Origin of the sequence: Bifidobacterium jacchi, from assembly GCF_009078285.1 — a bacterium.
Classification (GTDB): Bacteria; Actinomycetota; Actinomycetes; order Actinomycetales; family Bifidobacteriaceae; genus Bifidobacterium; species Bifidobacterium jacchi.
Map to the genome: position 1 here is coordinate 1 of NZ_RQSP01000060.1, position 11301 is coordinate 11301.

The window sequence follows — 11301 nt, forward strand, 5'->3', positions numbered from 1 at the left end:
CAGCGGTCTTCTGCCTCGAACGGCGAAACCTCAAAACCTAAGCGGAAGTAGGGCTTGTGGTCGGGCCGGCGGGATTTGAACCCGCGACATCCTGCTCCCAAAGCAGGCGCGCTACCAAACTGCGCTACGGCCCGGTTCGTGTCTTGCGAAAAGACACAAATAGATACTATAGCCGCAGTGGCGGACGTGGGCAAACACCCGAAACCGCACTTCGATATATGATGAACATGGCTGCATAGCGGACCGGCGAAACAATGAACCAGCGAGCCAGCACATCGGCGAACCACAAACCGTCGAGCCGTCGCGCCGCACTCGCGAATCGACAAGCCGCCGTGCAGGCCGCCGCGCGAACCTAAACCCGCAACGCGCGAACCCAAGCCCGCAGCGACAAAAGAGAAGGAGGCAAGCCAATGGGACGCCATCAGCGCATCGAAAGCCTTGGACTGCTCTCGTTCCTCGTGTGCACGATCGTCGGCGCGATCGGCATGAGCGTCTATCTGAGCTATGCACCGGCCATCTGGCAGGTCGCGCAACGCCGCTTCGCCGTTTGCGCGGCCATCGTCGCCGCATGCGGACTGGTCTCGTTCACGATCGGCTACGCCAGCCATTCCCGTTCGCTCACCCTCAAACGCGGCTGGTTCGTGCCGATCCGGCGAATCATCGAAATCCTGGCATTGTCGATCGTGTACGCATCGACCATATTCCTCTCCTCGTTCGCCCTGCTCGCCGCGATGAACGACATGATGGGCATGCATCTGTTCGCCGGCTACCTGACCTCGGTTTGCGCCGGATTCTGCGGCATCGTCGGCTACTTCACGCTGGTGCAGGCGGAGCTGATGAGCGCCAAGACGCTGTCGTCGCTGCTGCCGTTCTTCGTCGTCGCAGGCGTGGGCACCGCCGGTCTGACCACCGACGACCCGTACTGGTATCACAACAACTTCTCCCAGCTGGGTGATCGCACCACGTTCGCCGCGTCGATGTTCAACTGGACGCTGATGCTCGCCGGCATCTGCATCATCATCGTCAGCTACTTCGCCGTATCCGAGCTGATCGCCACCGAACGCATGCAGCGGCTGCTGCGCGACTCCCCCGCCCGCGAACCACGCGTACCGAGCGAAGAATCGCGCGCCCCACGCAATGCCGCCGATTCGCCGACATCAGCCGCCCAAATCCAAATCAAATCAGCAGCCACCGCCGCATCGGCAGAACACAACACATCCGCAGAACACGCCGCATCCACGCCCACCGTCACCACGCACTTCGCCCTGCGCACGGCGATCCTCGCCGCGCTGCTTACCCTGTCGGGACTCGCGTTCATCGGCATCGGCGCGTTCCGCTACACGCCCCACTACGTGATGCACAACGTGTGCGCGAAGGGACTGCCGCTGGTGATGGGCGTGCTGTTCCTCGCACTGCCCTGGCTTGCGCCGCGACTGTCGAAGGCGCTGTTCGTCGTCTCCGATCTCGCGTTTCTGCTATGCACCGGATTCAGCATCACCATGCTGATGGGCCACGTCACACTCACCAATGTGGAGGCGTTGGCCGGCCTGTTCTTCCTCGGCTGGTTCATCGTGTTCTCGCGGCAGATCGCCGCGATCGAGGCGGATCGTGTCGAGTCGCAGCTCGCTGGCATCGGCATCGAATCGCGACTCGCCGCCGACCGCTGATCACTGATCACTGATCGCCGACCGCTGTCAGCACAAGCCCGCTACAGCAGCGCGGGATGATCCCCCTGCGGCCGCTTCGCGCTCATCAACAGCAGGAAGCTGCGCGCCTGCGCGGTGATGACGAACCCGGCCTCGTAGCTGAGCTGCGGGCCGTCCGGATTATGCGTGTCGACGACGAGCTGCCACTTGCGCCCGTAGCGTTCGTCGGGCAGCGTGAACATGATCGGCTCGTAGTGCGCGTTGAAGATGAGGATGAAGTCGTTGTCGACCATCTGGTTGCCGTAATAGTCCTTTTCGGGGATGTCGGAACCGTTGAGGAAGATCATCATCGAGAACGCGTGCGTGTTCTGCCAGTCGGCCATGTCCATGATCGAACCGGTGTGGTCGAACCATTCGACCTGCGGGATCTTCGACGCATCGTCGCCCGGCTCGCGGCCGGTGAAGAAGCGACGACGGTGCAGCACCGGGTGTTCGAGCCGCAGGTGGATGAGCTTGGCCACGAAGTGCAGCAGACTCTTCTGCGCATCGTCGACCTCCCAGTTGGTCCACGAGATCTCGTTGTCCTGGCAGTAGGCGTTGTTGTTGCCCTGCTGGGTGCGCGCCACCTCGTCGCCGCCGCAGATCATCGGAATACCCTGGCTGACCAGCAGCGTGGCGAACATGTTGCGCATCTGCCGTTCGCGCAGGTCGAGCACGTCGGGAATGGTCGTCGGGCCTTCCACGCCGCAGTTCCACGAGCGGTTGTTGGATTCGCCGTCGCGGTTGCCCTCGAGATTCGCCTCGTTGTGCTTGTCGTTGTAGCTGACGAGATCGTTCATCGTGAAGCCGTCGTGCGCGGTGATGAAGTTCACCGATGCGACCGGACGGCGGCCGTTCATCTGATACAGGTCGGAGCTGCCCATCAGACGCGACGCGAACTCGGGCAGCGTGGAGGGCTGCGAACGCCAGAAATCGCGCACGGTGTCGCGGTAGCGGCCGTTCCATTCGGACCAGCTGGACGGGAAGCCGCCGACCTGATAGCCGCCGGAACCCAGATCCCACGGTTCGGCGATCAGCTTGGCGCGCGAGATCACCGGATCCTGTTCGACGATGTCGAAGAACGCGGACAGCTTGTCGACCTCCTGGAACTGGCGGGCCAGCGTGGCGGCCAGATCGAATCGGAAGCCGTCGACGTGCATTTCGGCCGCCCAGTAGCGCAGCGAGTCGGTGATCAGCTGCAGCGTGTGCGGGGAGCGCATGAGCAGCGAGTTGCCGGTGCCGGTCGTGTCGAAGTAGTGGCGGGCGTCGCCGTCGACGAGACGGTAGTATTCGCGGTTGTCGATGCCGCGGAAGCTGAGCGTGGGGCCGCGGTCATTGCCTTCGGCGGTGTGGTTGTACACCACGTCGAGGATGACCTCCATGCCGGCCTGATGATACGCCTTGACCATCGCCTTGAACTCGTTGACCTGCTGGCCGCGTTCGCCCGAGCTGGAGTAGGCGTTGTGCGGCGCGAAGAAGCCGATCGTGTTGTAGCCCCAGTAGTTGGACAGGCCCTTGTCCTGGAGGAACGAGTCGTTGACGAACTGGTGGATCGGCATGAGCTCGATGGCGGTCACGCCGAGCTTCTTCAGGTATTCGATGACGGACGGGTAGGCGAGGCCGGCATAGGTGCCGCGGATGTCCGGCGGCACGTCCTTGTTGAGATTGGTCATGCCGCGCACGTGCGCCTCGTAGATCACCGAATCATGGTATGGAATGAACGGATGATGGTCGTTGCCCCAGTCGAAGTACGGGTTGACGACGACCGACTTCATCGTGTGCGCGGCGGAGTCGAGGTTGTTGACCGCGCCCAGATCGTCGGGGCTGTTGAACCAGTAGGAGAACAGGCTTTCGTCACCGTCGATGTTGCCCTCGATCGCCTTGGCATAGGGGTCGAGCAGCAGCTTGTTTGGATTGCAGCGCAGGCCCTGATTGGGATCATAGGGGCCGTGGACGCGGAATCCATAGCGCTGTCCGGGCTGGAGGCCCGGAATGTAGTTGTGCCATACGTAGGAGTTCTGTTCGGTCATGTCGATGCGCGTCTCGTTGTCGTCGTCATCGAACAGGCACAGCTCAACTCTGCTTGCGACTTGGGAGAACAACGCGAAATTGACACCCGCGCCATCGTAGCTGGCGCCCAGTGGATACATGGATCCTGGTCTGATCTGCATATGTCCATTATCGCACGATGCGATGTCCTTTATGTGCACTTTGCCCCGCCCTTTACGTTCCGATGCCATGAATACGTCTGCGGTACACCGCCGGTTCATCTACGGCGTAATCCGATGCGCCGGAGGAGGCCGCCGGATGGATGCCGCCGCATGGATGCCGCCGACGTTGCGACCGCAATGGAATATGGGGTGCGTCGTCAGGCATCCAGCCCGGCACGCACCCGTCGCAGCGCCTCGTGCTGGATGGCGATGACCGAGTTCGATGCGGCGATCGGCAGCGCGGAAAGCTCACGCCAGGTCACCCACGCCGATTCGACGTGCTCGTCCGGGTCGAATCGCACCGACCTGTGCGTGTAGCGGCTCAGATGCAGGACCATGACGTTGGCGTATTCGTCGGTCATGCCTTCGGACGAATAGAATCCGCCGACCCGGTCCACGCGCATGGCGTCGGGATCGTCGTCGGGCACGACGCCGGTCTCCTCGGCGAGCTCGCGCAGCGCGGCGCCCATCACCGATTCGCCGTCGTCCATGAGCCCGGCGGGGATGCCGTAGGCGAACCGGTCGGACCCGGCACGGTATTCGCGTTCGACCAGATACAGGTCGCGCGGCTCGTCATGCACGAGCATCACCACGCAGGGCGCGTGGCGCAGTACCTGCCGACGCACCTCGATCTCGCCGCCGCCTGCGCGTCGCAGGGCGATGCGCATGTCCTCGACCGCGAAGATCGCGCCCGTATACACGGTCTGACGGCTGACCACGCGGGCCGGCACATCCATGTCGATGCCGTCCGACGAGTCGCCGAGCCGGGTCGTGACCCGCGCCATGTCGTTGCTGACCGTTGCGTTGACTGTGCTGCCGCTGTCTGCCATCTGCTTCGCTCCTTGCATCGCCTCATATTCGGGAATTCACGATTGGATTCACGCCGGTCACGCTGGTCACGACGGTCCGTCCGCGAGAGCCGCTGACCGAATGTCTACCGCACGCAGATCGTCCACGGATCGGTGACGATCGTGATGCGTTCGATCTCGGGCCGCTCCCCGGTGGCGCGTTCCACGGCTTCGGGAACATCGTGCACGGCATAGTCGAACCACAGCGATTCGATGGCCGAATGCGGCGTGTTGACCAGCAGCGGACGGATCCGCGCGTCCCCGTGGCCGATCATGATGCCACGCGCGCGCAGCGACGCCTCGTAGCGCGCCTGTTCGATCGCATCGGTGGCAGGATGATGCCTCAGGTCGCTGGTCACGTACACGTCGGCGCCGCTGGCCCTCACCTCGTCGAACAGGGAATCACCCGAGCCGGGCAGTATCGCGACGGTCTCGACCATCTGATCGGCCGGGCCGCATCCCTGCACGCCGTATTCGGTATGCGGCAGCGCGGCGGCGACGCGGCGAACGAACGATTCGAAGGGCACGGGTTCGCGAAGGCGTCCGATGCGTCCCAATCCGACCGTGTCGCCCTCCGTGCGCATCGGCACCAGCGGCCGCTGATCGATCAGGCCGAACGCGTCCGCCGCCGCCTGACCGACGCCCCGCGGTGCCGCGTCGGCGTTCGTGTGCCCCACCCACAGGGCGCAGCCTGCCGCATGCAGGCGACGCACGGTATCGCCGCGCGCACCCAGACCGGATACCTGGTGCACCGCTCGGAAGAACAGCGGATGATGGCAGATCAGCAGATTCGCGCCGCGTCGAATCGCCTCATCGACCACCGCGGCGGTCGGATCGGCGGCGAACGCGATGCGATCGACGTTCGCGGCGAGATCGCCTACGATGAGACCGGGCTCATCCCAATCCTCGGCATATCGCAGCGGATACAGCGTTTCCAGTACGTCAACGACCTGTTTGAGCGTGGGCATGAATCCTCCAGCGTAGTGGGTGTCAGTGGGCGGCCAGCTGCCAGTCGTCGCCGATGCCAGTGGACACGTCGAGCGGCACGGCCAGTTCGACCGCATGCTCCATCGCGTCGGCGACCAGCGCGCGCACCTGATCGGCCTCGCCGGCGGCCACCTCGACCACGAGTTCGTCATGGATCTGCAGAATGATGCGGCTCTTGACGCCGGCATCGCGCAATGCCGTATCGGCGCGAATCATCGCGATCTTCATGATGTCGGCGGCCGACCCCTGGATCGGCGCGTTGAGCGCGGCGCGTTCGGCGGCGTCGCGCGCGACGCGGTTGGTCGACCGCAGCGCCGGGAAATAGCGGCGACGACCGAACATCGTCTCCGTATAGCCGTTGCGACGAGCCTGCGCGACGAGGGATTCCAGATAGTCGTGCACCTTGCCGAACGTGGCGAAGTACTTGGCCTTGAGCCCATCGGCCTGCGACGGTGAGATGCGCAGCTGCTGGGCGAGCCCGTAGGTGCTCAGCCCGTAGGCGAGCCCGTAGCTCATCGCCTTGACGTGCGAGCGTTGGTCGGTGGTGATCTCGTCGGCCGGAACGCCATAGACCAGCGAGGCGACGTATCGGTGGAAGTCGGTTCCGGAGCGGAACGCCTCGATGAGCGCCTCGTCGCCGGACTGGCTCGCCATGATGCGCAGCTCCACCTGCGAATAATCGCAACTGAGCAGCGAGACGAATCCCTCCCCCGGCACGAACGCGGAACGGATCTCGCGCCCGGCCGCATTGCGGTTGGGAATGTTCTGCAGGTTAGGGTCGACCGAGCTGAGTCGGCCGGTCGCGGCGACCGTCTGCTCGAACGTGGTGTGGATGCGCCCGTCGCGCGCATTGACCGCATCGATCAGCGTGGCGACGATCTGCTTGAGCTTGATGGTTTCGCGGTGGCGCAGCAGGGCCACCAGAAAGCCGTTGGCCTGCTCGTCGCCGATCGAACGCGCGCTCAGCTCCAGCAGTGCGGCCGCGTTGGTCGTATACGATCCCGATTTCGTCTTTTTGACCGGTTTGAGACCGAAATCCTCGAACAGCACCTTCTGCAGCTGCTTGGGGCTCTGCAGGTTCAGCTCGCGGCCCGCATACCGCCATGCCTCCTCCTGCGCATCGCGCGCGTCGGCGGCGAAATGGTCGCGCATGGTCTCCAGACGCGCCATGTCCACGGTGGCGCCGGTCGATTCCATGCGATACAGCACGCGGGAGACGGGCAGCTCGATGTCGTCGAGCAGCGCACGCTGGCGACGCTCGTCGATCAGCGCGGCCAGATGCGCATCCAATGCGCGGATCGCCACCGCGTCCGCGAGCATGGATGCGATCTGCGCGGCATCCCAGTCGGATTCGTTCGCGTCGGCTGCACGCGCCGCGGCATCGCCTTGGTCGCCGGATGCATCCGATTGCGCATCGAAATCGCCCAGATCGAGCTCGCCCTGCGGCTCTTCGGCATCCTGTTCGGTATGGATGTCGAGAAAATGCGCCACAGCGTCGGCGAGCGAGTCGGCGTGGAAGTCGGGATGCACCAGATAGCCGCCGAGTTTGGTGTCGAAATGCGGTGTCGCGAGGGTGATTCCGACCGAGGCGAGCATGTGCAGATGCTCTTTGTAGCCGTGTACGACGATCCGGTCGTGATGCGCGTCAAGCCAGTGCTGGAGCACCGAGGTGAACGTGCTCGGTTCGGCGGATTCCACGGATTCCCTGGGTTTTGCGGAATCATTGGAATCAGCGGACTGCACCGAATGAACGGATTGCGTGGATTGCTCGGAATCAACGGATTGCGCGAGTGCACGGGCGGAGATCAGCGCGGCATGGCCGCCGTGTTCGATCGCGAGCCGATCGAGCCGCGCGCTCCCCGGCTTGGCGCTGCCGTGCGCCACGAGGATCAGAGGATCCGTGGAGGTCTCGCCATCGGTCTTCGCGCCGTTGCCCGCCGCTTGTACGGCAGCGGACCCGCCGTCAGCGCCGTCAGCGAATGCGTCACCAGCAGATACGCCGCCCTCGGATGCGCCATGATCGGCGGCCCACCGGCGAAACGCCGCGGCATCGGCGATCACCGTCGGTTCGGCGAGCTGCAGCGACTGCCCGTCCTCACCGATCGCATCGCCGGCGGCAGCGGCAGAACTCCCAACAGCGGCACCGGCGGCAGCAGTGCCGGCGACCCCAGCCGCAGCGGCCGCGCGAGCGGAGCCGCTGCCGGCACCGCTGCCCGCACCGCTGCCCGCGCCGTTGCCCGCACCGTTGAACGAGGCGATCAGCCGGGCGCGCGTGCGTGAACCGAATTCAAGCCGTTTGAACAGCGCGTCCAACTTGGACGTGTCGTTCGTGCCGAAGGTGAGCTGACTGATGTCGATGCCGAGATCGAGATCGCGCACCAGAGCGTTGACCTTGCGATTGAGCAGCACCTGATCGATGCTGTCGCGCAGTGCCTCGCCCTTCTTGCCCTTGATTTCGTCGGCGTGGGCGACGATGCCGTCAAGCCCGCCGTAGAGGTTGATCCATTTCGCGGCGAAGCCGTCGCCGACTCCCGGCACGCCGGGGATGTTGTCGGCGGTCTCCCCGCGCAGCGCGGCAAGATCCGGATACTGCGCCGGCGTGACATGATACTTCTCCTCGACCGCCGCGGGGGTCATGTGCTTGAGATCCTTGAAATGATGACCGGGATACAGCACGGTGACGCGCTCGTCGATGAGCTGGAACGCGTCGCGGTCGCCGGAGAGCACGAGCGTGTGGTAGCCGGCCGTGTCGCCCATCGTGGCGAGTGTGCCGATCACGTCGTCGCCCTCGAAGCCCGGCTTCTCGATATAGGTGACGCCCAGCGCGGTCAGCATCTCCTGGATCAGCGGCAGCTGGGTGAGCAGCTCCTCGGGCGCGGCGTCGCGCGTGCCCTTGTACTGCGGCAGCAGCTGGTTGCGGAACGTGCCGCCCTTGACGTCGAACGCGACGGCGAGCAGATCTGGCTTCTCGGCGTTGATGACCTGGGAGAGCATCGTGGCGAAGCCCCAGACGGCATTGGTGGCCTGACCGGACTCGGTGCTGAAGTTCTCGACCGGAAGCGCGAAAAACGCGCGGAACGCCAGCGAATGGCCGTCAACGACCAATAGCGTTCCGCGCGTTGCATTCGTAGAATCGGAATTCATCGAATCGGTCTGCGTGGACTCAGCGCTCATCCGTCTGTTCCGGCTTCGGGTCGCCGTACTTGGCAATGATGGCCAGCGCAAGACGCTTCTTCGGGATGCGCTGGTCCATCGAGGTCTTCTGGATCCAGCGGAACGCGCCCTGCTCGGAGAAGCCGGCCTTGTCCATGAGCAGACCCTTCGCACGGTCGACGAGCTTGCGCTCCTCCAGCGTGTCCTCGGCCTTCTTGAGCTTGGCCTCCATGTCCTTGAGCGCGTCCTGCGCCTCCTTGAGGCGGCCCTCGCTCTGCTCCACGTTGTCGAGCAGAGCGTTGATCTCGGCAAAGCGGCCCATCGCGACCTCGAGGGCGGGCAGCAGCTTGGATTCCTCGTACGGCTTGGTCACATAGGCCATGGCACCGGCACCGGTGGCCTGCTTGACCAGATCCGGCTGGGAGAACGCGGTGAGCATGACCACCGGCGCGATGTTCTCGTCGCAGATGATGCCTGCTGCGGCGATGCCGTCCATATGCGGCATCTTGACGTCCATGCACACCACGTCGGGGCGGAACTTGCGCGTCAGCTCGACCGCCTCCTCGCCATTGGCGGCCTCGCCGACGACCTTGTAGCCGTTGGATTCGAGCATGGCGACAAGATCCATGCGATTGAGGGACTCGTCCTCGGCGACGACGACGGTGCGCTGACGATTCTCCTCCGCCGGCGATTCATTCTCCTCATTGGCGTTATCGGGCTCGTCGAGCTGATCGACCTGAGCGGCAGCCCGAAGCTCCTCGTCGGACAGTACCTGATCTGATGCCTGCGGTGTCTCCGAGGTTTCCCTTGCAGCCATGCCTACCTCTTTTCATTGAGCCGAGCCGTGGACGACGGGTAATCATCCCCAACACTGGTTACAGGATTGATTCCATGCTCCGGACGGGCACCATGCCCGTCCGATTGCGTGCCCTCGGTGGGACTCGAACCCACACTGCGCAGATTTTGAGGCTGCTTCCTCTACCGATTGGGATACGAGGGCGCTGACCGCACTCAGGGAACAATAGCACATGATTTCGACCGCCACGCGCACGACACGGCGATCGCCTCTGCGACCACCTCTGCAATCACCTCTCAACGAAGCCGCGATCCCAGAGCCGCAGCCCCGCCTACAATGGATGTCAACAGGACGAAGCCGGCGGCATCACAAGGTGGCACCGGTCACGGAACCAGCAAAACCGAAAACCGGCGAAATCGGCACAATCGGCACAACCGGCAACTCAAGGCAACGAAGGAGCGATCATGAGCAATGAGACCTACCGCAGATTCGATCCGTGGCGCGTGTCCCCCGTCAAGGAGGATTCCCGCCATCAGGTCGTCGCCAGCCACTATTTCAACGTCGACGAGGTGACGCTGTCCACCCCGCAGGCGGGCACGTTCCAACGATACGTGCTGCAGGGCAGCAACGGCGACGCGGTCGGCGTCATCGCGATCACCGACGACGATCGCATTCCGCTGGTCGAGCAGTACCGCATCCCCACCCACCGCTGGACGCTGGAGATCCCCGGCGGACACGCCACATCGCCCGACGAGAAAACACCCGATGTGGCCGCGCGCAAGCTGCGCGAGGAAGCCGGATACACCGCCACCCGCCTGACGCCGTTCTGCCGTTTCCTTGATGCGCCGAGCTTCGCCGCGCACCACACGTCACTGTTCTACGCGACCGGACTCAAGCCCACGGATCGAGGCAGTCTCGGCCCGGAGACCCCGCGACCGGACGTGCGGCTGTTCACGCTCGACGAAGCGTACGAAATGGTGGTCAACGGCACGATCGTGGATGCCAAGACGATCATCGCACTGCTGCGCCTGTACACGGCTCCGGGGCACAATCTCGGGCAGTGAGCGGCACAGCGAACGGGCTGGTACCGGCTGGTACCGACGCGCGTGTGGTCACGGTCACGTGCGGTCACGGTCATGTGCGGTATGCGTCTGATCACACCGCGTGCGACCGTTGTTTACGATCGCATACCGCATGCGACCGTAAACACGGCAAATAGACGCGAAATAGGTGCGGAAATAGGCAAATAGGCAATGAACTTCTGACGCAGGACATTAGTGGTCTGCTTCGCAAATGGCCGCGCGTGTAGCGCGTCCGTATTTGCAGTACCGGGCTATCAGCGAAGCTGACTGGTGGGAGCGAAGCAGTTGGCCCCCTCAATTATTGGCGAAACAGACCACTAGTGGCTGCGCCGGTGGGACGCAACGCCACAACGAGCCGAAATCGCGTTGCGTCCCACCGGCTTCCCCCTGATCCGTGGGACGCAACGCAGATTGAGGCCATTATTGCATTCCATCCCACAAAATCACGGCAAATCGTGGGATGCAACGCAGAAATCCCTGTGAATCGCGTTCCGTCCCACCGGGCATCACTCCAAGCCAGCCACGTCACGGATGCCACGC

At 63.9% G+C, this 11301-nt stretch carries 7 protein-coding genes and 2 tRNA genes; 2 read left to right on the top strand and 7 right to left on the bottom strand.

Annotated features, from left to right (window positions below; translation table 11 throughout):
* Nucleotides 1-57: 57 nt before the first annotated feature.
* A tRNA-Pro gene (locus EHS19_RS09850) sits at nt 58-134 on the bottom strand.
* Nucleotides 135-410: 276 nt separating this feature from the next.
* On the opposite strand from EHS19_RS09850, the gene EHS19_RS11480 reads away from it, so the two are divergent.
* Complete coding sequence (locus EHS19_RS11480) at nt 411-1667, top strand: ABC transporter permease (protein ID WP_241677209.1); 1257 nt, start codon at nt 411-413, stop codon at nt 1665-1667.
* 41 nt (nt 1668-1708) lie between these two features.
* On the opposite strand, the gene glgX is transcribed toward EHS19_RS11480, so the two are convergent.
* The 6 genes from glgX to EHS19_RS09890 all read right to left on the bottom strand — a co-directional run bounded on the left by glgX (nt 1709) and on the right by EHS19_RS09890 (nt 9883).
* The gene (glgX, locus tag EHS19_RS09865) at nt 1709-3835 is read right to left on the bottom strand and encodes a glycogen debranching protein GlgX (protein ID WP_175578416.1); all 2127 of its coding nucleotides are present in this window, start codon (nt 3833-3835) and stop codon (nt 1709-1711) included.
* 218 nt (nt 3836-4053) lie between these two features.
* The gene (locus tag EHS19_RS09870; RefSeq protein ID WP_151917595.1) at nt 4054-4725 is read right to left on the bottom strand and encodes an NUDIX hydrolase; all 672 of its coding nucleotides are present in this window, start codon (nt 4723-4725) and stop codon (nt 4054-4056) included.
* A gap of 104 nt (nt 4726-4829) precedes the next feature.
* Nucleotides 4830-5711, bottom strand: coding sequence for a Nif3-like dinuclear metal center hexameric protein (locus EHS19_RS09875; RefSeq protein ID WP_151917596.1), 882 nt, complete (start codon nt 5709-5711; stop codon nt 4830-4832).
* A 22-nt stretch (nt 5712-5733) separates the two neighbouring features.
* The gene (polA, locus tag EHS19_RS09880) at nt 5734-8874 is read right to left on the bottom strand and encodes a DNA polymerase I (protein ID WP_151917599.1); all 3141 of its coding nucleotides are present in this window, start codon (nt 8872-8874) and stop codon (nt 5734-5736) included.
* Between the two features lie 19 nt (nt 8875-8893).
* On the bottom strand, nt 8894-9700 hold the full coding sequence (locus EHS19_RS09885; RefSeq protein WP_151917597.1) for an ANTAR domain-containing response regulator: 807 nt from the start codon (nt 9698-9700) through the stop codon (nt 8894-8896).
* Nucleotides 9701-9809: 109 nt separating this feature from the next.
* Nucleotides 9810-9883 (bottom strand) — tRNA-Leu (locus EHS19_RS09890).
* Between the two features lie 260 nt (nt 9884-10143).
* On the opposite strand from EHS19_RS09890, the gene EHS19_RS09895 reads away from it, so the two are divergent.
* Nucleotides 10144-10743, top strand: a complete 600-nt coding sequence (locus tag EHS19_RS09895) for an NUDIX domain-containing protein (RefSeq protein ID WP_151917598.1) — start codon at nt 10144-10146, stop codon at nt 10741-10743.
* Nucleotides 10744-11301: the final 558 nt, after the last annotated feature.

What these genes read in the sequence shown, in the direction of transcription:
- EHS19_RS09885 (WP_151917597.1), bottom strand. Translation starts at nt 9,700, where the DNA reads ATGGCTGCAAGGGAAACCTCGGAGACACCGCAGGCATCAGATCAGGTA.
- EHS19_RS09870 (WP_151917595.1), bottom strand. Translation starts at nt 4,725, where the DNA reads ATGGCAGACAGCGGCAGCACAGTCAACGCAACGGTCAGCAACGACATG.
- EHS19_RS11480 (WP_241677209.1), top strand. Translation starts at nt 411, where the DNA reads ATGGGACGCCATCAGCGCATCGAAAGCCTTGGACTGCTCTCGTTCCTC.
- EHS19_RS09895 (WP_151917598.1), top strand. Translation starts at nt 10,144, where the DNA reads ATGAGCAATGAGACCTACCGCAGATTCGATCCGTGGCGCGTGTCCCCC.
- EHS19_RS09875 (WP_151917596.1), bottom strand. Translation starts at nt 5,711, where the DNA reads ATGCCCACGCTCAAACAGGTCGTTGACGTACTGGAAACGCTGTATCCG.
- polA (WP_151917599.1), bottom strand. Translation starts at nt 8,874, where the DNA reads ATGAATTCCGATTCTACGAATGCAACGCGCGGAACGCTATTGGTCGTT.
- glgX (WP_175578416.1), bottom strand. Translation starts at nt 3,835, where the DNA reads ATGTATCCACTGGGCGCCAGCTACGATGGCGCGGGTGTCAATTTCGCG.